14 protein-coding genes are annotated in these 23,591 nt (G+C 58.6%); 9 read left to right on the top strand and 5 right to left on the bottom strand.

Annotated elements, in window-relative coordinates:
• Nucleotides 1-52: 52 nt before the first annotated feature.
• The 6 genes from KZH41_RS10790 to KZH41_RS10765 all read left to right on the top strand — a co-directional run bounded on the left by KZH41_RS10790 (nt 53) and on the right by KZH41_RS10765 (nt 7,454).
• Nucleotides 53-460 carry an ExbD/TolR family protein gene (locus KZH41_RS10790; protein WP_263274797.1) on the top strand — a complete coding sequence of 136 codons (408 nt, stop codon included), beginning with the start codon at nt 53-55 and terminating at the stop codon, nt 458-460.
• Nucleotides 461-462: 2 nt separating this feature from the next.
• Nucleotides 463-1,197, top strand: coding sequence for an energy transducer TonB (locus KZH41_RS10785; protein ID WP_242155225.1), 735 nt, complete (start codon nt 463-465; stop codon nt 1,195-1,197).
• 24 nt (nt 1,198-1,221) lie between these two features.
• Nucleotides 1,222-3,501, top strand: a complete 2,280-nt coding sequence (locus tag KZH41_RS10780; RefSeq protein WP_094953752.1) for a TonB-dependent receptor — start codon at nt 1,222-1,224, stop codon at nt 3,499-3,501.
• A gap of 17 nt (nt 3,502-3,518) precedes the next feature.
• Entirely contained in the window at nt 3,519-4,166 is a 648-nt protein-coding gene (locus KZH41_RS10775) for a MotA/TolQ/ExbB proton channel family protein (protein WP_094953753.1), read from the top strand.
• A 55-nt stretch (nt 4,167-4,221) separates the two neighbouring features.
• The gene (locus tag KZH41_RS10770) at nt 4,222-5,439 is read left to right on the top strand and encodes a phospholipase D-like domain-containing protein (RefSeq protein WP_263274796.1); all 1,218 of its coding nucleotides are present in this window, start codon (nt 4,222-4,224) and stop codon (nt 5,437-5,439) included.
• Between the two features lie 275 nt (nt 5,440-5,714).
• Complete coding sequence (locus KZH41_RS10765; RefSeq protein WP_094952727.1) at nt 5,715-7,454, top strand: dipeptidase; 1,740 nt, start codon at nt 5,715-5,717, stop codon at nt 7,452-7,454.
• A gap of 29 nt (nt 7,455-7,483) precedes the next feature.
• On the opposite strand, the gene KZH41_RS10760 is transcribed toward KZH41_RS10765, so the two are convergent.
• Nucleotides 7,484-9,139 (bottom strand): M24 family metallopeptidase, encoded by a 1,656-nt coding sequence (locus tag KZH41_RS10760; protein ID WP_263274795.1) that lies wholly within the window; start codon nt 9,137-9,139, stop codon nt 7,484-7,486.
• Nucleotides 9,140-9,217: 78 nt separating this feature from the next.
• On the opposite strand from KZH41_RS10760, the gene KZH41_RS10755 reads away from it, so the two are divergent.
• On the top strand, nt 9,218-10,699 hold the full coding sequence (locus KZH41_RS10755) for a PLP-dependent aminotransferase family protein (RefSeq protein ID WP_263274794.1): 1,482 nt from the start codon (nt 9,218-9,220) through the stop codon (nt 10,697-10,699).
• A gap of 61 nt (nt 10,700-10,760) precedes the next feature.
• Here KZH41_RS10755 and KZH41_RS10750 read toward each other — a convergent pair whose 3' ends face one another.
• Nucleotides 10,761-11,012 (bottom strand): hypothetical protein, encoded by a 252-nt coding sequence (locus KZH41_RS10750; protein WP_094952724.1) that lies wholly within the window; start codon nt 11,010-11,012, stop codon nt 10,761-10,763.
• A 75-nt stretch (nt 11,013-11,087) separates the two neighbouring features.
• On the bottom strand, nt 11,088-12,191 hold the full coding sequence (locus KZH41_RS10745; protein ID WP_094952723.1) for a polyamine ABC transporter substrate-binding protein: 1,104 nt from the start codon (nt 12,189-12,191) through the stop codon (nt 11,088-11,090).
• Nucleotides 12,192-12,329: 138 nt separating this feature from the next.
• Between KZH41_RS10745 and KZH41_RS10740 the strand changes: the two genes are divergently transcribed.
• Nucleotides 12,330-13,121 (top strand): response regulator transcription factor, encoded by a 792-nt coding sequence (locus KZH41_RS10740; RefSeq protein ID WP_094952722.1) that lies wholly within the window; start codon nt 12,330-12,332, stop codon nt 13,119-13,121.
• A gap of 83 nt (nt 13,122-13,204) precedes the next feature.
• Nucleotides 13,205-15,385 carry a hypothetical protein gene (locus KZH41_RS10735; protein ID WP_263274793.1) on the top strand — a complete coding sequence of 727 codons (2,181 nt, stop codon included), beginning with the start codon at nt 13,205-13,207 and terminating at the stop codon, nt 15,383-15,385.
• Between the two features lie 87 nt (nt 15,386-15,472).
• Here KZH41_RS10735 and gltS read toward each other — a convergent pair whose 3' ends face one another.
• Together gltS and KZH41_RS10725 are read right to left on the bottom strand one after the other, a co-directional pair.
• Nucleotides 15,473-16,684 carry a sodium/glutamate symporter gene (gene gltS, locus KZH41_RS10730; protein ID WP_094952720.1) on the bottom strand — a complete coding sequence of 404 codons (1,212 nt, stop codon included), beginning with the start codon at nt 16,682-16,684 and terminating at the stop codon, nt 15,473-15,475.
• Nucleotides 16,685-16,988: 304 nt separating this feature from the next.
• Nucleotides 16,989-23,315 carry a hypothetical protein gene (locus KZH41_RS10725; RefSeq protein WP_263274792.1) on the bottom strand — a complete coding sequence of 2,109 codons (6,327 nt, stop codon included), beginning with the start codon at nt 23,313-23,315 and terminating at the stop codon, nt 16,989-16,991.
• Nucleotides 23,316-23,591: the final 276 nt, after the last annotated feature.

Below are 23,591 nucleotides of genomic sequence, written 5' to 3'. Positions count from 1 at the left end.
GTCATTTTTGGTTGTTAGCGTGTCGCCCCTAATTCAATAACGGGGTAACGGAATGAGAACCTGGGACGAACCCAAAAAACGCAAGGCGCACATCGAGCTGATCCCGATGATCGACGTGATGATGTTCCTCCTGGTGTTTTTCGTACTGGTGAGCCTGAACGTGATTCCGGCCCTTGGCATGAAGACGCAATTGCCCAGCGCCAGCAGTTCGCAGCAGCTCAAACCGCAGAACAAATTCATCCTGACCTTGGGCCTGGAAGGTCAGTTGCAACTCGGCGGCAAGGACCTCACGGTCGATGCCCTGGTACCGGCGCTGAAGGCGGCTGAAAAGCCGGACACCAAGTCAACGATCATCGTCAACAGTGACAAGGGCGTGGAGGTTTCACGTCTGGTGGAGGTCATGGACACCCTGCGCCTGGGTGGCTTTACCTCCGTGTCCATCGCCACGCGTAAGTCCTGAACATGTACGTCTTGTTTCGTGCGCGTCAGCTGCTGGGCAGTGTCCCGGCCCTGATCGCCCTGGTGCTGATTGCAATGGGCATCCAGTCACAGACGTTGAAGGTCGAGCCGGTGTACGACGAGTCGGCGGTCGAGTTGGCGCTGGTCGAGCCAGAGCCCGAAGTGGTTCCGACACCGGTGGTGGAGCAAGAGCCGCCGCCACCGGTGATCGAGGACGAAGAGGCCGAACCGGCCCCGCCGCCACCGCCGCCAAAGCCACTGCCAAAACCTGAACCCAAGCCCAAGCCGGTGCCCAAGCCCAAACCCGTCGTGGCCGCCAAGCCGACACCCACGCCTACACCAGCGCCACCGGTGGCCGCCAAACCGGTACAAGCCGCCGCCGCCCCGACACCCGCGCCGCCCGCCCCACCGGCGCCGCCCAAGGTCGACGGCCAGGCCCTGGAAGGCGGTTACCTCAAGGGTTTGCGCAACGAGCTGGACACCTACAAGCAGTACCCCACCGGTCGCCAGGCTTCCCTCGAACGCCCCAGCGGCGAAGTGGTGGTGTGGTTGCTGGTCGATCGCCAGGGTCGCGTTCTGGACGCAGGCGTGCAAACCCAGGCCTCGAGCATGTTGCTCAACCGGGCCGCCGCCAACAGCTTGCGGCGCATCAAGCAAGTCAAGCCGTTCCCCGAGCAAGCCTTCGGGGGGCGCAATGAGCAGCGCTTCACCGCCACCTTCAACTACAGCGTGCAATAAGCACCCGACACCAGGACGACAGTGATGAGGTTCACACGTATTCATCTGGCACTTGTTGCCGCAAGCATGGGCCATGGGATGGCCATGGCAGATACAAGCGACAGTGACGTCGGCACGATTGGGGTTCAGGGCAAGGCCACCGCGGGTGGCGGCTACATGGTGCAGGAAGAAAGCATCAAGGGCCGCTCCACGATCACCAAGGAAGCGCTGGATAAACAGACCGCCACCGGTAACGCAATCGACAAGCTCAAGTACACCCCGGGCCTGAACATCTCCAGCGAGGACAACACCGGCCTGTCGGGCTTTCGCTTCACCATGCGCGGGCTCAACTCCGACCAGGTGGGGATGTCGGTGGACGGCATGCCGATCAACGACTCCGGCAACTACGCGCTGTACTCCAACCTGCTGGGCGACCCGGAAAACATCGACCAGATCTTCGTCACCCAAGGCTCATCCGAGGCCGACGGCCCGCACATCGGTTCCAGCGGCGGCAACATCGGTATCGTGACCATTCGCCCAACCAAAGAAACCGGTGCCTTCGTCAAGCAGATCGTCGGCAGCAACGCCACCCGCAAGACCTTCGCGCGGCTCAACACCGGCGAGGTCAATGGCCTGAGCAACTGGCTGTCGGTGTCCCACACCGAAGGCCAGATGTGGCGCGGTTCAGGCGCCGTGCGCGCGGACAAGGTGGAGTGGAACAGCTTCTTCGATGCCGGCAACGGCAACACTGCCAACCTGATCCTCAAGTACCACGAGCAGGACAACAACAGCTACAGCCAGCTAACCAAGGGCCAGTTCCAGCAGTACGGCCGCAAGTACGACCCCTACCCCGCCAACCCGACGGTGGGCAGTAACGGCAAGCTCAACAGCTACTACGCGCTGGCGCAGAACCCGTTCCAGACCTTTACCGGCGTGCTCAACACCCAATTCAAACTGGCCGATAACCTGGCCCTCTCGGTGATCCCGTATTACTACTGGGGTAACGGCAGCGGCGTGGGTTCTTCCAGCTATGCGCTGAACCGTGGCTCGAACCAAGGCGGCATCTTCGACCTGGGCAACTTGCCCACCGCCGCCCAGTACAACGCTGACGGTTCCTCCACCACCGGCGTCTACTATCGCCCTTCGCGCACGCAGACCTGGCGCCCGGGCATTACCACCAAGCTGAACTGGGACCTGGGCGATCACAGCCTGCAATTCGGCTACTGGTACGAACGCGCGCGCCAAAGCCAGACCCAGCCGTTCATTGCCCTGAAGAGCAGCGGCAAACCCACCGACACCTGGCCCGACGGCAACGCCGTGGTCGATGCCAACGGCAACACCGTGCAGGGTCGCGACCGTTTCACCGTCACCCCGGCGCAAAAAGTCTGGGCCCAGGACACTTGGTACATCAACCCAGACTGGACCTTGGTGGCAGGCCTGGCCTACATGAACGTCAAACGCGACGGCACCAACCACGGCAGCCTCACCGAGCAGCCGGAAAAGCGTAACCAGAGCTACAACAAGCTGCTGCCCAACGTCGGCCTCAAGTACCAGCTCGACGAGCGTGACCAGTTGTTCTACAGCCTGTCACGCAACATGCGCATACCGCAGAACTACGTGCTGTACGACAAGGGCCTGGACTCGATCAACGCCAAGCCGGAAACCAGCTGGAACCACGAACTGGGCTGGCGCTTCACCGACGAAGACATGACCGTGGCGGCCACCTTGTTCTACATGCAGTTCAAGGATCGCCAAGTCTCGTCCAAAGACATCAACGGTGACTTCGCCGACATCAACGCCGGCTCCGTCAACAACAGCGGCCTGGAACTGGAGTGGAGCGGCCTGCTGCCCAACCACTTCAACTACTACACCTCCTACACCTACACCAAGGCCGAGCAGCAGGATGACTTGACCGTCTACAACGCGGGCAAAGCCATCGTCCTGCCCACCAGCGGCAAGCAGTTCGCCAACGTGCCGAAGAACATGCTGGCGGCCAACATCGGCTACGACGACGGCCGCTTCTACGGCACCTTCGGTGGCAAATACACCAGCAAGCTGTTTGGCGACCTGACCAACGATGAAGCGATTTCCGGCCGCACCGTGTTCAACCTCGGCGCCGGTATCTACCTGCCGGTGGACAAGAAGGTGGTCAAGGACGCGACCCTGCGCCTGAACGTCGACAACCTGTTCGACAAGAAATACCTGGACGGCGTGTACACCACCAAGACCAACGCCGGCACCTACAGCGGCTTCAAGGACGGCGACCCGGCTTACATCGTTGGCCTGGACCGCACCGTAACCGTTTCCCTGGAAGCGAATTTCTAACTGCGAGGCTTTAGATCATGGACATGAACCTGCTTCACGACATCACCTTTTATGTGATGTACGCCGCCATGGCGATTGCGATTTTTATCAGCATCGAACGCGGCATTTACTTCGCCTACGTGCGCCGCCAAGCCCGCGCCTTGACCGAGGTACTGGGCGCCAACGTGCACAGCGAGCGCGACCTGCCGCAAAGCCTGACCCACCGCGACAGCCTGCCACTGAACATGGTGCTGCCGGTGCTGGCACAGAAGGCGTCCCAGGGTTCGCGCAAAGACCTGGACGATGAAATCGAAACCCAGTATCTGAAGACGCGTGCGCCACTCTCGCGCAGCCTGTGGATCATCGAAACCATCACCACTGCCGCGCCATTGCTCGGTCTGTTGGGCACCATCCTCGGCATCATCGACACCTTCAAGGCGCTGGCGTCGGCGGGCGTATCCGACCCTGGCCAGATCTCCGGTGGCATCGGTACGGCCTTGTTCGCCACGGGTTTGGGTATCGCTATCGCGTTGTTTTGCGTGGTGTTCCACAACTTCTTCCAGGACAGCCTGGAGCGCATCAACGATCAACTGAAGATCCTGCTGATTCGCGCCGCCACCGGTGCCCGCGTGCAGGGTGAAGTACCGCACTTGGTGCCAACACCGTTGCACAGCCGCACCGCGTGACATCCGGGGCGGGCACATGATGTGCCCGCCGTTCTTTTTGCCCGATGAGACGCCTATGGCCCTTTCGATGAAGTTGCGTATCGCAGGCCTCACCGGCTTGCTCCTCAGTCCGCTGGCCCAGGCGGACTTTTCTATTCCAGGCTTTGAACTGGTGCACACCGTGCCGGTGGACACCGTGCTGGGCACTGCCGATTTGCGCCAGCCGGGGCCGGTATGGATCGAACTGTTTGACGGCGCGAAAAACAGCATTGATATCGGCCAGTTCTACGCGGCCGACCATCCCGGCTCGGTGATGGACACGGTGATTGAACACCTGGAAGCCGCCGGCAAACGCGGTGTGAAAATTCGCTTTTTGCTGGAAGAAAAAGGCATCAAATTGTCGGAGGCCTCCACCCTGGAACGCCTGCGCGCGATTCCCAACCTGACCTTTCGCGTACTGTCGTATGGGCAACTGAGCGGCGGGATCATCCACGCCAAGTACATGGTGGTGGACGGCAAGCAGGCGTTTATCGGCAGTCAGAATTTCGACTGGCGCTCGCTGGAACATATCCACGAGACCGGGCTGCGTATCAGTGATGCAACGGTGGTCAGCCAAGTGCAGGCGATCTTCAATCAGGACTGGCAAGCCCAGGCCGCGCTCGCGGATAAACAACCCGTGCCGTTGCCTGCCCCAAGCCAGGAACCTGCACGCACCGGCAACTATCTAGTGGCCAGCCCGCAACGCTACAACCCACCGGGCGTGGGCGACTCGCAGTTGGAACTGCCGCGTCTGCTGAGCGAGGCAAAAAAAGAAGTGCGTGTACAACTGCTCGACTACGCACCGCTGTCCTACGGCCCAGACAGAACCCGGCCGTACTACGCGGTGATCGACAACGCCGTGCGCGCCGCCGCCGCGCGCGGGGTGTCGGTCAAGCTGATGGTCTCCAACTGGAACACCGACAAACTGGAGCTGCCCTACCTCAAGAGCCTGGCGGTGTTGCCCAACGTGCAGGTGAAGATCGTCACATTGCCCGAGGCCAAGCAAGGGTTTATCCCTTACGCGCGGGTGATCCACAGCAAGACCATGGAGATCGACGGGCAAGTGGCGTGGGTCGGCACCAGCAACTGGCTGGGCGGGTACCTGGATAACTCGCGCAACCTGGAGGTGGTGATGCGCAGCGAGGCAATGGCCAAGCGCATAGGCCAATTGCATGAGCAGTTGTGGGATGGGCCGTATGCCAAGGCGCTGGAGGTCATGGCGCAGTATCCGGATCCGCATCCGGGTAAGCCTTGATCTGAACTCGGTTATTGAGGCACCACAAAACCCCTGTGGGAGCGGGCTTGCCCGCGATAGCGGAGTGTCAGTCAAAGTAGAAGGTGACTGACACTACGTCATCGCGGGCAAGCCCGCTCCCACAGTTGAATCTCTTCAGTCCGGGCGTTTGAGTAGGATATTTCCTTCGCCAGGGTCTCCCCTACCGCTCCTTCGTGATGGTAGTGTGTGGAAATGTTTCTGACAGTTTGATCAGAAACGCCCCACTCACTACCTGCAAAGGAATGCCTTCAACAATGCACTTCCCACTCAAAAAACGGGTTGCCGCCACCCTGTTCGCCGCCGCCCTCTGCGCCGTCGCTGCGCCTGCATTCGCCAACATCAGCGCCGAACAAAGCGCGACGATTATCAAGGGTTTCAGCGAAACCCCGGCCACCGATTTCCGTGGTTTCCTCGCCACCCTGGCCAAGGGCGACCTGGGCAAAACCGCCGACGTCGGCCCGGCCATCGAGGCCTTCCTTGCCAACAAAACCCTGACCGCCGACCAGCAGAACGAGATCAATCGTCTGCTGGGTATTTACACGCGGGTGAAGTATGGCAAGGCCGCCCTCGAAACCCTGCGCGAGCTGGTAGAGATCCCGACGTTTAACATCGACGGCCTGCCGCAGTACAAGAACCCGGAGTTCCTCAAGATCGCCGATAAGATTCAGGGCCTGGCCAAGGCCTTCAACCTGAACTTCCGTAACGTCGACAACCGCGTGTACGAAATTTCCCTGGAAGGCAGCGGCGATGAAGTGGTCGGTATCCACGCCCACGCCGACGTGGTGCCCGTGACGCCGGAGAACTGGGTGCTCAAAGACGGCACCAAACTCGACCCGTTCAAGGTCACGCTGATCGGCGACCGCATGTACGGCCGTGGCACCGAGGATGACAAAAACGGCATCGTCGTGGCCCTGTACGCCATGAAGGTGATCAAGGAAGAGAAGCTGCCACTGGCGCGCAACTTCAAGCTGCTGGTGGACACCACCGAGGAAACGTCGGGCGACGCGATTCCGTACTACTTCGAACACAACCCAGTGCCGCAATACAACCTGGCGCTGGACGGCGGCTACCCGGTGGTGATCGCCGAAAAAGGCTACGGCACCGTGATGGCCACCTTCCCAGTGCGCAAGGGTGAAGGCAAAGGCGCACAAATCATTTCGATGACCGGCGGCATGGCCACCAACCAGATTCCTTCGGTGTCGGTGGCCACTCTGGTCAGCGACAAACCGGCCGAATTGGCCGCCAGCCTGCAGCAAGCCGGTGCTGACTACGTCAAGCGCAATGGCGGCGACTTCGAAGTGACGGCCAAGGTGGTCGGCAAAGAGGTCAAGCTGACGGTCACTGGCGTGTCTGCTCACTCGTCCGAGCCGCAAACCGGTGTCAACCCGGTCGCACGTATGCTCGAGCTGATCCACGGCGTCGACGGCAAGATCGCCCTCAAGCACAACCACATCACCGACGCCGCGCGTTATGCCGCCGACAACTGGGGCCTGGATTACCTCGGTGGCAAGCTGGGCGTGGGCTTCTCTGATGCGTTCATGGGACCTTTGACCACGTCGCTGACCTTTGTCGGCCAGGATGACAAAGCCTTCAAACTGGCCGTGAACCTGCGTGTGCCGAAGGGCAAATCGCCGGAAAAACTCAAGGCAGAAATTGCTGACAAATTGAGCGCCTGGGATAAACAAACGAAGGTTAAGGTGAGCTTCACCTACTCGGTAGCCGAGCCGATGTACCGCAACCCTGAAGGCGAGTGGGTGAAAGCCTTGCTGGCCGTGGCCAGCGAAAACCTGGGCATGGAACACACGTTCGGTACGTCGGCCGGCGCCACCTCCGTGCATGAACTGCCCAATGGCGTGCAGTTCGGCCTGGCGCGCCCGGAAGTGAAGTACACCGGGCACACCGACGGTGAGTTCAAAACGGTCGACCAGTTCCTGCTGGACCTGCAGATCGTCACTGAAATGATGGGCCGCGTCGGCCAGTTACCGAAGCTCTGACGCCCTTTGAGCCCGCCGCAATGGCGGGCTCATCGCATCAGGATATCTTCAAAAAAACCGCCGATGGGCAACGTGGGATGACAGAGCTGGATCTCCAGTACCCACACCATTTCGCTGGGGGTAATCTCCAAGTCAGCCAGCTCCTTGTCCCCGAACAACGCATGGGGGAAATCCGCGATGCGGTGACCTGCCAGATTGCGTGACAGCCGCCAGCCTTTTGCCACGGCACGGTCTTCGGCGAAGTCATAGAGTTCACAACCGGTCATGCCCCGCAGCCAAGCTTCGCGGGTCTCATCGAAGACTTCATGCAGCACCTTCCTGCAATCGTGGTGCAACGGCGCCTCGCCGAAGATGAAGGTGTCGCCGTAGTCACCCTCGTAGCCGTCCCACACCGGCCCCAGGTCCACCACCACAATGTCGCTCGGGCGCAGTCTGCGCAACGGGTCAATCCCTTCCCGGGACGGGCGCACCGTGTCGTCGCCAAAGCGAATGTAGGTCGGGTGCCAGGTATGCGAGGCGCCCATGGCCTGCAATTGCTGGCTGGCCATTTCCAGGGCGGCGCCGGTGGTCATGCCGACCGTCAACTGGCTGGCGATTGCGGCCAGCGCTCGCACGGTTTTTTCACGCGCGGCGAGCATGCCGTCCAGCGAATAGCGGGGGCCGACTTTTTCCCAGGTGCCATCCCGCGAACCGAGCAGCGTATCGGCGCTCGACCGGCCACTGGGCACGAAGGCTTCGGCAACAAAACGATGGCTCGGCAAGCCCGCTGCCAGGCACTGCGCACGCGTCTGGCTGATCATGCCGCCGCTACCGCAGGCATACACCTGCGCCGCTTCCCAGTTGTGCCCATGGCTCAGCGCAACGTCCTGCACCCGGCCTTCTGTTGCCAATACCGGGTGCCAGTGAAAATGCGCGTGGTCGATGACCAATTTGTCCAGAAATGCGCGCTCGTAAAAATCTGTGGCCTGCGCGCCGCCCCAGTAAAACGTCACCTCGACATCACGTTTCAAGGCCGTCAGCAGGATCGGCTTGATACCCGCGTAGCCGGTGCCCGTGGCGAACAGGACCACGGGCGCAGCGTCATCGTCCTGCCAGGTGCAGGCACCAAAAGGCCCTTCCAGTCGCAACAGATCGCCGGCCTCAAGGTCGCCCAGCAAGGTCTCGGAGAACAGCCCGCCGCTGACCCGGCGAATCTGAAACACCAAACGCCCATCGCCATCGGCCGGCAGGTTGGCAATCGAGAAGCAACGTGAGTCGCCGTCGACCAAGCGGAACTTGAGGTATTGGCCCGCCCGCACGGCCAACGGCCTATCCGGCATCACCACCAACTCAATGATGTCGGGGCTCAGTGCGCGCTTACTCAGCACCGTCGCCTCGACCTCCAGCGCAGGCGTGTCCAGCGACCAGCCGGGAATCTCCAGGCGCATGTCGGCGCAGGCATGGCTTTGGCATAACAGCAGTTCATTGGCGGCCAGCGGGTAACAAGGCGCAGGTGCGCCGGGCGCCAGTTGCTTGGCCCGGTACTGCCCTTGGGTGACCACGACTTTGCACGAGCCACACGCGCCGCGTCGGCACGAGAACGGCACCGACAAGCCACTGGCGAGCATCGCGTCGAGCAACAGTTCGTCACCGGCTTCAAAGGTTTTCCCCGAGGGGGACAGTTCGATGACATGGCGTGTGTGCATAAAAACCTCAGGGGTGAGTGAGGCTTGATTGTTGCGCTAGACTAGGCCCATTAGAACCTCCAGTTTTGGATACTTCAGATGGTCCAGATGCGTAAATGGCGCCCGTTGCTCAAGCTTGATACGAACACACGTCAAGCGTCCTATCGCCAGATTGCCGAAGGCCTCGTCGCGGCGATCCTCGACGGGCGGCTGCCGCCGGGCACGTTGCTGCCCGGGACGCGGGAAATGGCGAAGCTGCTCGACGTCAACCGCAAGACCGTGATCCTGGCCTACGAAGAAGCCTTGACCAAAGGCTGGCTGATCAGCGAGCCGCGGCGCGGCACGTTCGTGAATGCGCAACTGGCGCCCACGCCATTGCCCAGTCGCGCGCAACCGTCCTTTGCACCGCCCATCCGCGCGCAAGCCGTGGTCCCGTATTTCACCCAGAACGCCCAGGTGATTGCACTCCAACATCGGCATGACGCGCTGTTTTTCGATAACGGTGCCTGCGATCACCGCTTGCTGCCGCAGGCGGTCTTGCACCGCTACTACCGCAACGCCCTGCGCAGCAGCTTTGCGTCCAATAGCGTGCGCTACGGCAGTGAAGGTACCGGCTATGAGTTGCGCTGCGCGCTGGCCGAGATGCTGCGCAGCAATCGCGGGCTGACGGTCAACGCCGAGAACATCTGCCTGACACCGGGCACTCAGGTGTCGCTGTACCTGACCGCCAGCCTGCTGATCAAGCCAGGCGACGTGGTGTTGGTGGAGCGCCTGAGCTACCCGCCGGCCTGGGAAATCTTCCGCAAGTTGGGTGCGCACCTGGTCACCGTCGACATGGACGATGAAGGCTGCCGCACGGACCACATCGAGCAGTTATGCCAAACGCATAAGGTGCGGATGATCTACCTCACGCCGCACCACCAGTTCCCCACCACCGTGAGCCTGCATGCGGCGCGACGCCAACAGCTACTGGCCTTGGCGGCCGTGCATGACTTTTGCATCATTGAGGAGGACTACGACCACGAATATCACTTCAACGGGCGGCCGTATCTGCCGCTGGCCAGTGATCAGGCGCAACGCCATGTGATCTACATCGGGTCGTTATCCAAAGCGCTGGGGTCGACGTTTCGCTGCAGTTATGTGGTGGCCCCCGCCAGTGTGATTGAGGTGCTGCAACGCAGCGCCGCTCTGGTGGTGGGGGATACCGATGCGGTCGCGCAAAAGATGCTGGCGGACCTGATCAATCAGGGTGAATTGAAGAAACACCTGCGCCGCGTTTCAAAAGAATACGCGGCGCGCCGAGAGGTCTTGCAGGGCTGCCTGCATGAGGCATTCGGCGACAGAATCCAGGTGCGCGAGCCGGAAGGCGGCCTGGCGCTGTGGGTGCGTTTCCAGGATGAAACAGATGTCGATCACTTGGTAGAAACCGCGCTGGCGCATGGCGTTGTGGTACGTAGCGCGCGTCAGTTTTCGCCCATGAACCTGTCGGAAAATGCACTGCGCCTGGGTTTTGCTTCGCTGGATCGGGACGAGATCCGTGAAGCCACGCTGCGCTTGGCGCGGGCCATGAACGCGCGTTGAACACAGCAACAAAAACGCCGATCAGCATTGATCGGCGTTTTTTGGTTAGAGCGTTCAGCGTTTAGAGAGGGAGCATTAAACGAGACTTCTCTTCCACTCGGGCAAGTTCAGGGAATTCCAGCAGCAAGGCTCTGTTGCCCCTGCCGATGTGCTCCATCACCGCCCGCGTGACGAGTTCACGCACCATCCCGGTTGAGACGTAATACATGGCCCAGGCTTGTTCAGGCGTACAGTGACCGATCTGTTCCTCGATTTCCTTGTACGCCTTGTAGTCGTCCGATTTCACGTCGCACTGGTCATCACGTTGGCCCATGATTTGTCTCCCTCTCTGGGGCTTGTGCAAAAGCCCCCTTGGTCAGTCGCAAGACATCCCCGTTCACTCATCCGATCACGTACCACTCTTCACTTTGGTCCACACACGCGTACGAATGCGCTCCAACTTCAACGGCAGCGGTTCTAGCGGCACCAGTGTGGCAATGGTCTCTTTGGACGGATAAATCCACGGGTTGTCGCGCAGTTTCTGCTCTACAAGCGCAGTGGCATCCTTGTTGGCGTTGGGGTAAAGCGTGTGGTTTGAGCTCTTGGCAATCACGCCCGGTTCCAGCATGTAGTTGATAAACGCCAAGCCGGCCTTGGCGTTGGGCGCATCTTTGAGCAGTACAAAGTTTTCCGACCACACCAGCCCGCCCTCGCGCGGCAAGCTGTAGGCAATCTTGCGCCCGGTGTTGTTTTTCTCATTGATGGCTTGAGCCGTCAGCGCCCCGCTCGCCCAACCCACGACCACACAAATATTGCCGTCGGCGAAGTCGGCATCGGTTCGGGAGGAATCGAAGTAGAGGACGTAAGGGCGGATTTTCAACAGCAGCGCCTGTGCCTTCTGGTAGTCCTCAGGGTTCTGGCTGTTACTTGGCAGGCCGAGGTAATGCAAAGCGATCGAAATGATTTCACTTGGCGAGTCGAGCATCGCCACGCCACATGACTTGAGCTTGCTGATGTTTTCTTCTTTGAAGATCAAGTCCCAGCTGTCCACCGGGGCGTTATCACCCAGGGCTGCTTTGACTTTATCAACGTCATAACCAATGCCGGTGGTGCCCCACAAGTAGGGCACGGCGTAGCGATTACCCGGGTCGTTGGCCGAAAGCAGGGCCAGCATCTCGGGGTCGATATGGGAAAAATTACTCAGTTGGCTGCGGTCCAGCGGCGCAAGCACGCCCGCCTGGATCAGGCTTGGCAGGACATTCGAGGTGGCGACGACAACGTCATACCCGGTGCGCCCGGCCATGACTTTACTCTGCATGATCTCGGCACTGTCGAAGGCATCCACGTGCATCCGCGTACCGGTTTTCTGCTCGAATTCCTTGGGGGTTTCTGGGGCGATCAAGCCGAACCAGTTGTACAGGTTTACCCGTGGTTCTGCCGCCGCTGCCGGTGCGCTGGCACCGATGCAAACCAGCGAGGCCAAAAAAAGCGCTCGCAAATGTGATTGACTCATATAACTATCCTTGTCAAAACGACAGGTCTTCATGACCATGATCCATTGGCTGGTGAATATACCCGGCACGCTCGAATAGTAAATACCTACAAGTACTTAGCTCGGGCCTACAAATCCCTAACCCTAAAGGGGTAGAACATGTCATTCGACCTGCACAACCTGGCCTGGCATCGATCCGCCGGCAAGTTGATCATGGAGCTGAACCGTCCAGCCTTCTGGAGCTCTCTGGTTCGCGTGTTAAAGGAATATGTGCAGATCGATAACTGGGTGGTGTTGGTGTTCAGCGATCAACAGGTCAACGTCATCTGCGTGACCGAAGTGGCCGATGCGCAGGAAGTGGACGCACTGACCGAGCGCTATGTGAAAGGGCTGTACCTGCTCGACCCGTTTTACATTGCCAACCGTGAAAACCCGCAGAGTGGCTTTTTTCATTTGTCGGATATAGCGCCCGAGCACTTTCTGACCACCGAGTATTACCACCAGTATTTCGCCCAGTATGTCTCTGTGGACGAGGTGCAATACAACGTGCAACTCGACGCGGACAGAACGCTGTGCATTTCATTTGGCAGCAACGTGCGCTTCAGCCCGGAGCAGATCACCACCCTGGATATCATCAAGCCTTGGGTCATGGCGCTGATGCATCAACGCATGTGCTTTGAAATCGACGTCGAAAAAAACCTCAATGAACCACCGCTCTGGTCCGAAGCGATTATTCAGTTGGGCACACAGATCACCACGCGGGAAAAGGACGTACTCAAATTACTGCTCAGTGGTTTCTCTAACAAAGAGATCGCCGGCAAACTGTTCCTGTCGACAGAAACCGTCAAGGTGCACCGGCGCAACATCTACAACAAATTGAACATCAAGTCCCAGTCCGAACTGTTTGCGCGTTTCTTCATGCCCAAACAGGATATTCACGCGCTGAACTAGGCGCAGGACCTAGCCGTTCGGTCAGTTACCACGCTTAACCCCTTTGCGTACCCTTTCCTCTGATCTCTGTCGGAGGAATCGCGATGTCTTTGATCAACGCTGTCGAACGCGCTTGCACCCGCTTGGCCTCTGCCGGATGGCGTGATCTGTTGCTGCGCCATGGCCTGGACATCACCTCGACCACCCTGCGCGAAGAACTTGCCAAACCCCTGCAGATTAATCGCACACAGCCAGGCTTTGAGGACTTTTCAGCGGCTGGAACACGCGGCATCGAGCCGGGGCGCCCAGCTGACAGCTTGCTGTTCCATGCATTTGCCTCACCCAATGTAATCACCGGGACCACAGGTGAAACGCTCACCGCCTTCCCCACCCCGGCTGAAATCGAACACTTGCTCAATTATGTCTACGGCGCCAACCCCCCAAGCCTGGAGGCTTTGCAGCAACTGGCCGGCGACGCTCAGTTGGCGATTGCAGTGTTCGCCTATGAATACCGGCCCCACGCTGAAACCGTGCATGGGCGCCAGGCAGACCTGTGCTTTTCCCGCACCGGGATCGCGAGGGTCGGTACCGCACCCGCGCTGTATAACCCGCAGCAACGCGGCTTTTTGCCCTTTGTCGAGGGCCAGCTCACGCAGATGCGGGTCATTCCGGCGCGCTACGGCGCGTTCATCGCTGCCCGGCAAACCGGCCAGCCGCTGCGGTTTGGCCCGATGAATGCGCAACCCGTCGACGAGGACCTGGAATTCTGGGTGCCCCTGCACAAAGTGTTCAATGGCGATGAGTGCCTGGCCGGCATAGACCTGACCGTGCAGCTGCAAAACCATCAGATCAATGAAAAAATCGGCCAGATCCACAGGCGTTTTCGCAATACCGGCTGGCAAGAGCCTGACATTCTCAACGCGCCTTTCGTGATTACCGAGGGCCTATGTCATTGGGCGAATGTCGATGAGTTCGCGCCGGGCCTGCTGGTGCCCGACGCCAAGGAGGCGCTGGTGGAACTGGCGTATTACCAAGACCGCCCGTTGTCCTTCATGATGCCCCCGAACACCGGTAGCTTGGTGCATGGGCGCCATCACCTGCGTGACGACGGTTCGATCGAGGACCTCAACGAACGGCAGGATGTCGACTCCATTGTCAAAGCCGGCGGCTACCGCGCCCTGCATTATCAGGATGCAATGGCCGATGGCTGGGTACGTGCGCACTGCCCCGCGCTGGAACTGGCGAGCATCGCCGCCTATTCCATCATCGGCGCACCGGATTTTTTTCCGCTGTGCGGGCAACGGGAGCTCAAACAATGGTCCAGCGCGCCCGAGGTATTCCCTTGCCCTACACCGCCCTGCCCGGAGGTCTGGCATACACGGGTCAACCCGCTGTCCGACGTGCGTTTTTTCATCAACCAATCCCTGGCCGGTGGTTACTTCTCCCCAGAAGACCGTGGCGTCACCGCGATCGTTTCGCACCTGCAGTCCTCCACCGCGCCAGGCCCGACCCTGCCGGTACAACGTGCACAACGCCAGTCCTGGCTGCCGGACTTCGCCAGCGGCGTCTTCGGGCCGGGCTGGGAAGTGGGCCGAGGCCTGGTGGACGCCCCGTTTACCAACATGTTGTGCGGTTATCAGCTAGCCAGCCCATTTACTGAAGATGCACGCATCTGTGCGGCGTTGGGCTCGTACTGGCCGGGCGTGGCGCCTGACTCCACTCGCACGTTTGAACCGCGCAGTGTGTCTGCCACGGTCATTCCGCTGACAGATGACGAAATCGGCCTGCGCGGCAGCCCCGCCTGGGATGGCCGCGCTGGCCCCAGCTTGATTGAATGGGAGGGTCGCACGCGGGTGCAGTATCGAGCCTATGAGTACAGCGACTACACACAAGCTGCATTGGATGGCCAGTTGTCGCTGGCCATCACCGGGCAGACCAGCACCGAGCAGTACCACCAGAGAGTGCTTGGGATGCGACGTGCTTATCAGGCCGTCGGCGCCGGATCAGACAAAGAGCAGAGAAAACGCTGGCCGCTGCTGTCGTTTTACCAAGTGCAATTACCAGACGAAGCTTTCCAGGTTGCTCAGCAAGAGGCTGGCTTGCGACTGGAGGGCGAGGTGCATTACTACAGGCTGTACAAACACGGCGCGATCACCACACCCGCGCACGACTTCACGCTTCGCCACGTGGAAATAGAACAGGACATTGAGCTGTATATGAGCCAGGACGCTGTGCTTATTCGCCAGGACAGTGCCACTTGGCGGCCACATGATGAGTCACGTTGATGTCGTTGCTGTCAGCGCGGGCCCGGCCGGTTGCGCCACAGCGACCGGCGGCGCACAGAAGAGCACGGTACGGCTGTAGAGGCAGGCTTAGCCCGCCGCGCCCAAAAAAGGCAGCGCCAAGTACAACTTGATCACTACCGCATTGGTGATATCGATGAAGAACGCCCCCACCATCGGCACCACCAGAAAGGCAATTGGCGAGGGGCCGAAGCGTTGCGTCACCGCCTGCATGTTGGCAATCGCAGTGGGCGTGGCGCCCAGCCCAAAACCGCAGTGCCCCGCCGCCAATACCGCCGCATCGTAGTTGCTGCCCATGACCCGGAATGTCACGAAGATTGCGAACAGGGCCATCAACAACGCCTGCGCCGCCAACAAGATCACAATCGGCAACGCGAGGGCCGCCAAATCCCAGAGCTTGAGCGACATCAAGGCCATTGCCAGGAACAACGACAGGCTGACATTGCCCAGCAGCGAGACTTCACGCTCGAACACTTGGTGCCAGCCCAGTGCCGACAAGCCGTTGCGCAACACCACACCGACGAACAACACGCACACAAAGGTCGGCAACTCGAAGGCGGTGCCTTGGATAAAACCACTCAGGAAGGTGCCGACTTGCAGGCTGATCGCCAGCAGGGCCAGTGTCTCGATAAACGAGAACGCGGTGATCATGCGCTCCTGATTGGGCTGTTCAAAGCCTTTGGGCAGGCGCGGTTGCGATTGTTCAGCGCCAGGTACCTGCACACGCTTGATGAGCAGGCGCGCAACCGGGCCGCCAATCAAACCACCCAACACCAGGCCAAAAGTCGCTGACGCGATGGCCAGCTCAGACGCGGAGGCCACGCCATACTTCTCACTAAACACCGCGCCCCACGCCGCGCCAGTGCCGTGCCCGCCCGACAACGTGATCGAACCGGCGAGCAAGCCCATCAACGGGTCGAGCCCCAACGCTTTGGCCAAGGCGATGCCCATGGCGTTTTGCACCACTAAAAGCGCTGTCACGACCAGCAGGAAAACGCCCAGTACCCGGCCACCTTTCTTAAGGCTGGCAAAGTCCGCATTCAGGCCAATGGTGGCGAAAAACGCCAACATTAACGGGGCTTGCAATGAAGGGTCGAAGCGAACTTCGATACCCGCCAGTGCACGCAGCGCCACCAGCAACGCGGCAACTAATAAACCACCGGCGACCGGCTCCGGAATGCTGTAGGCGCGTAAAAAGCCGATGTGAGCCACCAGCCAGCGCCCCAGCAGCAGCACCAGGGAGGCGGCGACCAGGGTTGAATAGACATCGAGTTGCAGCATCTGGGAGTTCTCTGAAGTGAACGAGGAGAATGGGCAGGCCAGAGTAGAGACAGCGGGACAGGTAAACAGCTACCCAACAATTATTACAGACTATTCCTACGCATTTAGCCACAGCGCTTACACCGTGGGTGGTTGCGCTGGATAAAAAAGCAGCCTGAACAAAAACGCCGATCATCACGGATCGGCGTTATCGTTAAACAGAGCGATTATAGTTGATTAGAAGGTCAGTAACACAGGACCTCCAAGGCGTGCCACTGTGTTACTTGGAAGCAGCCTAAAACCGAAAATCAATGCCATTACCACATTAATAATGCACCGGCTTGTAGACAAACGTTAAATACTTAGTCCGATTGTAATCAGGACTGCGTGGATTCAGGCTGAATGGATTTGTTTTTTGAACCCTCAACAGTACTATTCCTCGATTATAGCTTGCAATAGCGGCCGTGCGCGCAAGCGCAGGGTTAAAGCCTCGCTTTATAGCCTCGATCTCCAAGTCCTTCACAGCTTGCACAAACCCTTCAGGGGCGTAACGTGTGGAGGCGCCTACGGTTCCTTTGAATGCTTTTAGGGGCCTATCCCCAATGAGGTGATTAAAATTTTCAGCAAAAGAGATCCCACCTCTCCCCCCATTCCCGGAGTTACACATCAGGAGCCTGACCTTATCATATTTTGTTTTATCCGCAGGGTTAATGCCGGCTTTGTGCAACTCCCTTAATAGATCCATTGGCTTAGCTGGCTGACCGTTGATCACCCCGGACACCGGCGTATCATAGATACCCAGGACGCGTTTGTAGAGCGGGATATTTTCTCCGTGCAAGACAATATTCAGCCGAGTCAAACCACTCTTCGTCGTATTTTCAAATGTCAGTAATGACCCATCGATCACCGGCGTAAAGTTTGAAACAGTGTTGACCCTTGGAGGTACTTGGGTAGAAGCCGTATTGGCGGTGGCGGCGGCACGAGGATTGATAACCGTCGTCCGGACTGAGTTGACACCTGACGATATTCCTCTTGGGGCGCGCATCATTAGATTGCTGAAGCCCGTGGCAGGCTTCAAACCATTTACTGCGCTCTTGGCCACGGTTTTAGAGCCATTGAACAGTTTACTTCCCAAACGGCCGGTCAGTTTCGCGGCCTGAACGCCCCCTCTGCCCACAGGAAAGGCAAAACCAAAAATATCCGTCACCAATGAGAACTGGGCCGCGCCGGTGTTGCCGTTCTGTTTGAACTCCTCAAACGTATTCATGCCGGGTATATAGGCCTTTCTCATCCATTCCAATCGGGCAACGATAGCCTTTCGCTCGGTTTCAACACTGCTCTCTGCGCGCCAGAATTTTTTATCGAATACAAAATCGCCTATTGAACGAGAGATATAGTTAGCCATTGCTTGCTTGGTTTGACTAACGCTGACGGGTTTTCCGGATACAATCGGCTCAATACGAATATTATTCGATGTCTTTCCGTCTTGCGGCTGACTGCCAACGCTGTAGGCGCTGTAATCAATATTTAACGGAATACCGTCGGTGAGATCACGAAAGGCCCCTGCCCCAAAGGTCTCATCTTGCCGGCGGGGCGTGTTGATATAAGGAAAGTTATTATCGATGTCATCGCGCTTTCGAAACACGCCTCGCAAAGGGAAATATTCATAGAGCGTAGCGTTATCTCGCACAGTTTTGCCATGGACTTTTATAATCACGCCCAGTCGTGCAGGCGAATCGGATTGCTTGCCCTCTACGAAAGCGGGTGGACTCTGCGGGTCTACTTGATGCAGCGCATAGATATCAATCTTGTTGGTTTGCAGCCTTTTTTGTTCTTCCAGCGGAAGCGTTGAAATGGTTTGCTCGATGGAATACTTCAGTGCAGCCAGCGCATTGTTTCGATACTTATCGAATTCTTTATCAAACTCCACCTTTGCTTTAGGCAACGCTGTTGCATTAGAAATATACTGACCGTGACCAATTTCAACCCCCACACCTTGGCCGGTTTTTTGTACCGAGCCCAGCTTATCTTCTATGTAGAGGTCCACCGCAGAGTGAAGTTGGCTATCGTCCGCCTCTTGGGTCGTGATACGCGCAACGGGTGTGGTGTAATCATATTGACGGCCATACGTTTGTTTCAGAATCCGTAAGGCCGTCTCCTGCTGCGACGGAATAGGTTTAGTGAAAGCATCGGCGTGTTTACTCGACTCTTCTATCACCTTATTAAAAGCGTCTACTGCAGTTGTGGCCTGTGCGGCGGAGTAAAGCCCGGTGTCATTTTTTTCAATAACCCCTTTAGTGACAGCCCAGTCGACAGCAGCATTCTCTTGCGCCTTGCCCTCGGCGAGCGCCGACTCCGGTGTAACCGACGCGGTATTGCCGTAAATCATGACCTGCTCGAAGGTCATTCTGCGGCTTGCCCCCGGGCTATCCTGCTCTATGCGGGAAACAGCGGCGCTCAGGCTGGCCCAGGTATGGGAGCCGTATCGCAAGTCGCCAGGAAGTCCTTTTAGGAGGAACTCTGGCGCGGCGCCTGCCAGCAGTAAATTCGCTGCAGCCGGTGCTATCTCGCGCTGGATTTTTTTGTGGGTTACCAAGTGGTCCACCAGGCGCTGGAAAATGGTGGCGGGTGTATGCCCCCAGTTGGCACTGCTTGCCAGATCAAATCCCGCCACGTGATTGCGCTTTGTGCCGGCGCCGGGGTCAAGGTCAAGCACCAAAGCAGCCAGCACCCGCTCATTGACGCTACTCGCAGGGGAAACATCGTTAAGCGAGGCTTCCAGTTTTTGGCCTAATGCCTGGGCCTCTGGGCTTGCGACTAAACGTGCAAGCATTGCCTCCGGATTGGACTGGCCTGGTCGCAACTGCGGGTCTATGGGGGTAATAAGGCCGCTGTTCTTCTGGGCAAACGCATTGAACAGCCCACCTTCCTTGGCCCCCAGAGCCTGGGTCTCTAAGCGGCTGATGTCTTGGATACCCGTTTTCTGCAGGTTACTTAGCGGTTGCGAGCGCGACATCAGGCCCCAGAAGTTGCCGTTTGCAGGAGGGGCCGGCAATGGGTTGTCGAGTACGGCGATCATGTTCGCCAATTGCGCCAGATTTGTCGGCACAGACACGCCACTGCTGGAAAGGAAACCATGCAGGCTGGTTTGATCCTCCAGGCCCATGTCGTTGTAGTTGCTGAACGAGGAGTCGGGTTCAACCTCCATATCCGTGTCTTTTAAACGGGCTGAAATGTCGATCTTCGGGTCTTTCTTCGCCTCCTCATACACGGCACGCAACGCTACAAGAAGGTGGTGTTTATCGGCGGCATCGGCGAGCGTTTGTCGTTGGGTGCCCAGCGCTTGCGATGAACGCGCAACAAATTGCACCGGCGCCTCAAACGCTTTGCGTGCTTGCAGTTCTAAAGCACGCTGCTGGATTGCTGGGGCGCGCAAAAGCGAACGTTCGCCATAGAACTGCTCAACGACCAAAAGAGGCGCATTTTTTTTATCGAGTTGGGTCAGGTCTATGAGTTTTCGGTGTCGCCCTAACAACAGCTTACCCACATGAAGTATCGGCCCCGAGACCTGCGCCCAGCCTGAACGGTCATGCTGGGAGAACGTCACCTCTTTGCCGTCAACCTTGGCCACTAGCTGCGCCTTTTCAGGGTCAAAGGTCAGCTGGGTCGGGTCCAAACGGTTCTCTTTTACCCAGGCGAGAAAATCCGGGCTTTGGAGCGCGTCATTGAAGTGGCGCCACCATTGTCCGAAGGTAGATCCGGCAGGCACCGGCACAGAGATGTCCCTCCTGGCAACCCCTGTCAGCCCCGTCAAGAGCCCGTTGGCATACGAAACGGCCAGCTCGCTGTCACCCGCTTTGCGTGCCCTGTCGTCGTCATAACGGTCCAGCAGCGCCAACTGCTGGGCTTGCAAAGCGGCCTGGGTGCGGTCCATCGGCCGCCGCAAAGGGTTGTCGAGATCGTCGTCTGTAAAGCTTTTGCTGGCGGCGAGTGCTGTGGCGCGAGCCATGGCCGCCGCCCCAGTGAGCTCAGGGTTTTCTCCATAGAACTCGCCCACGCGCGCAAACGGCACACTGTTGGGCTTAAACGCCTTATCCGTGTGGATCGCGGACGCCTTGGGTGCGGCAACCTTTGCGGCAGCCCATATAGGCTGCGAGATGTAGGCCCATTCGGGGTTTTGCGCTTGAGTGAACGTCGTGAGTTTCCCATTGACGTTGGCCGAGAGTGTTCCGTCTTTGGGAGAGAAACTCGCCGTAGCCATTTCGATACCGTTTCTCTTAGCCCAGTCCACATATTCCGGGGCCTGGAACGCGGCATATAGTTGCTGCCACCAGCGACCAAACTCTGAGTTGGGGGAAATGTCCGCTATCTGGGCTTCAAGAGGCGTTTCACCTGCTCGTGCATACTTCAGCATTGCTCCATAACGAACGGCTAACTCGCTGTCGGCGGCGGCCTGCACGCCATAGTGTTGACGAGACTCAAGGAGCTCCTGGCGCTGCTGTTCAATCCCCGCCAGGCTCCTCAGGGCAGGCGGCCGCAATGGGTCATTGGGATCAAGCGGGACGAACGTCGGGGGGGTGCCGAATTGTGCAGCCCGGGCGTTAGCTTGGCTTGGGGTAATGTCGTGTTGCTCACCATAGAAGTCGGCAATGACTTCAAAGGGCGCCGTATCGGCACTGAAGGGAGGCTTGGCGCTCAGAGCCTGGATTTGAGGCGCGACGGTTATCGCAGCTTTCCATATAGGCCCGGACACCTGAGCCCAGCCGGAATTATCAGTTTGGGTAAATCGTATTAATTCGCCATTTTTCCTCGCGGAGAGGCCGCCATCTTGAGGGAAGACGGTCACCGTGGAAGGGTCAATACCAGTCTTTTTCGCCCAATCGAGATAGTCCTGGCTTTGGAGCGTGTTGTAGAAATGATGCCAGGCTTGGCCGAAACTGGATGCTTGGGGAATGCCCGACGTATAGACGCTGGCACGGTAGTGTCCGGCCCGCGCAGACAGCAAATCAGTGCGGTAGTAGCCCGCGAGCTCGATGTCGCCTGCTGCCGTTGCCTGCTGTTTAGCATAATGCTGCTGATGGGCAGTGAGTGCGCCCTGCTGAGCCTCTAACGCCACCTTGGAGCGAGCAGCCAGCCGTCCTGGGGTGCTACTCGCCGCAAGCGGCGTAAATGTTCCAGTGCTACTTAACTCAGCCGCGCGGTTCAGAGCGTCTTGCGGGGACAGGTTGTGCCGCTCACCATAAAAGGCGGCAATGATTTCAGGGGGAGCAGCGTTGCTATTGAACGTAGAACCGGTGCGTATGGCATCAACACCGGGGGCTACAACCTTCGCGGCGTCCCAGATAAATGCGCAGACTTTGGCCCAGCCTGAATCATCGTGTTGGGTGAAGCTTGTCAGCTTGCCATTAACCAGCCCACTGAGGCTGCCGTCCACCGCGGAAAAAACGGCCGAGCTTCGATCAAAGCCTTTTTGTTGTGCCCAATCGACATAGGCCGGGTCTTGGAAGGCCGTGTAAAAGTGCTGCCACCAGGCCTTGAGCTCAGACGTCTGCGGCAACGCTATCTGCGTACCGGCAGGCGTGCTGCGCAGCCCATCCGCATAGTGGATGGCCAACATACCGTCACCCGTTTTTCGCGCAGCATATTCAGCGCGATACCGGGTGAGTGCATGGTGATGGAGCTTGAGGCTGTGCGGGGTGCGATCAGCGGGTTGCCTGGATGGATCATTGGGGTCGAGGGGTGCAAATGCTTTGCTTTGAAAAATCTGATCAGCCCGTGTTCGCGCCACTTGCGGTGTGACATCGAGCGGCTCGCCATAAAAATCAGCAATCGCTTCGAAGGGGGCTGCATCGCGCTTGAACGTGCTGTCAGTGCTGATGGCGGTGGTATGCGGGGCAACGATTTCACTGGCGGCCCAGATGGGAGTCGCCACTTGTGTCCAGCCGGAGTCATTACCGGGCTGGAAACTCTTTTGCTGGCCATTGACCTGCCCACTGAGGCTGCCGTCTTTGGGCGAGTAGACCACCGTAGAGGTATCCAGCCCAATGTTCTTGGCCCATTCCTTATAGTCAGGGCTTTGGAACGTGTCGTAAAAGTGCCCCCACCAAGAAGTGAACGTCGCGTCTTTTGGCAGCTCCCCCACAATCTCAGGAGTCTTCTGCGAAAGGCCTACGACCCGCGTCAACATTGGGCTGAAGATTTGCGCAAGCTCGCTGTCACCTGCGATTTGCGCCTGGGTCAACGCCGGGGGCTTGACGGTATCGATATCGCTCACGGTACCGGGCAAGGTCAGGGTTTGATCCGAATCTGCAAAAGAGCGCTTCAGGCGCGTTATTGCATGCTCGCGCAATGACAGTGGGGCGCGCGCCGGCTTGCCCTCGGGCGCCGATGCTTGTTGTTCAAGTTGCGGCATTGCCTGTGATTCTGGCCCCGCTACCGTCCGCCGGCTCGCCCCTCGGGCGGCACTGCCCGCCTCTTGTTGAGACTTGCCAGCCTGCGATGGTTTTGCGGCTTCTTCAGGCTTTGCCAGAGCGGGCGTTTTCGGCACGTTATCAAGGGCATTCTGAATAAACGTCCTAGGGTATTGAGTAGAAATCATTGGCTTGACTACCGTGGAATAGGAAGGAGGAACAACTCTGAATGCTTGATTCACAGCCTCCCTGCTGATAATTCGCACAGGAGATAATTACCACTCCACACAGGCGACAAACGAGCTGGGTTTCTCGACTAAAGATGTCCTGCACCTGTCGCTTCAATGCTTTACCCCGTGCCCACGGGGTCACGCCTAAGGGTGTGGACACAGCTCCTACATAACCCTCAACAATTCCCTACTTCATGCGATAGGAAAAATAACACTCATACGTGCGATATGACGGTGCCCGCCTACCAGCCTGTCATGTGGCATAGCCATACAACCCCGTATGTCGCA

Origin of the sequence: Pseudomonas sp. YeP6b, from assembly GCF_025642995.1 — a bacterium.
In the GTDB taxonomy this organism is placed as follows: Bacteria; Pseudomonadota; Gammaproteobacteria; order Pseudomonadales; family Pseudomonadaceae; genus Aquipseudomonas.
The sequence above is the reverse complement of the archived record's forward strand: the minus strand, read 5'-3'. Positions and strand labels throughout refer to the sequence as shown.

What these genes read in the sequence shown, in the direction of transcription:
- gltS (WP_094952720.1), bottom strand. Translation starts at nt 16,684, where the DNA reads ATGCTGCAACTCGATGTCTATTCAACCCTGGTCGCCGCCTCCCTGGTG.
- KZH41_RS10790 (WP_263274797.1), top strand. Translation starts at nt 53, where the DNA reads ATGAGAACCTGGGACGAACCCAAAAAACGCAAGGCGCACATCGAGCTG.
- KZH41_RS10780 (WP_094953752.1), top strand. Translation starts at nt 1,222, where the DNA reads ATGAGGTTCACACGTATTCATCTGGCACTTGTTGCCGCAAGCATGGGC.
- KZH41_RS10785 (WP_242155225.1), top strand. Translation starts at nt 463, where the DNA reads ATGTACGTCTTGTTTCGTGCGCGTCAGCTGCTGGGCAGTGTCCCGGCC.
- KZH41_RS10760 (WP_263274795.1), bottom strand. Translation starts at nt 9,139, where the DNA reads ATGCACACACGCCATGTCATCGAACTGTCCCCCTCGGGGAAAACCTTT.
- KZH41_RS10770 (WP_263274796.1), top strand. Translation starts at nt 4,222, where the DNA reads ATGGCCCTTTCGATGAAGTTGCGTATCGCAGGCCTCACCGGCTTGCTC.
- KZH41_RS10740 (WP_094952722.1), top strand. Translation starts at nt 12,330, where the DNA reads ATGTCATTCGACCTGCACAACCTGGCCTGGCATCGATCCGCCGGCAAG.
- KZH41_RS10755 (WP_263274794.1), top strand. Translation starts at nt 9,218, where the DNA reads ATGGTCCAGATGCGTAAATGGCGCCCGTTGCTCAAGCTTGATACGAAC.
- KZH41_RS10750 (WP_094952724.1), bottom strand. Translation starts at nt 11,012, where the DNA reads ATGGGCCAACGTGATGACCAGTGCGACGTGAAATCGGACGACTACAAG.
- KZH41_RS10775 (WP_094953753.1), top strand. Translation starts at nt 3,519, where the DNA reads ATGGACATGAACCTGCTTCACGACATCACCTTTTATGTGATGTACGCC.
- KZH41_RS10745 (WP_094952723.1), bottom strand. Translation starts at nt 12,191, where the DNA reads ATGAGTCAATCACATTTGCGAGCGCTTTTTTTGGCCTCGCTGGTTTGC.
- KZH41_RS10765 (WP_094952727.1), top strand. Translation starts at nt 5,715, where the DNA reads ATGCACTTCCCACTCAAAAAACGGGTTGCCGCCACCCTGTTCGCCGCC.
- KZH41_RS10735 (WP_263274793.1), top strand. Translation starts at nt 13,205, where the DNA reads ATGTCTTTGATCAACGCTGTCGAACGCGCTTGCACCCGCTTGGCCTCT.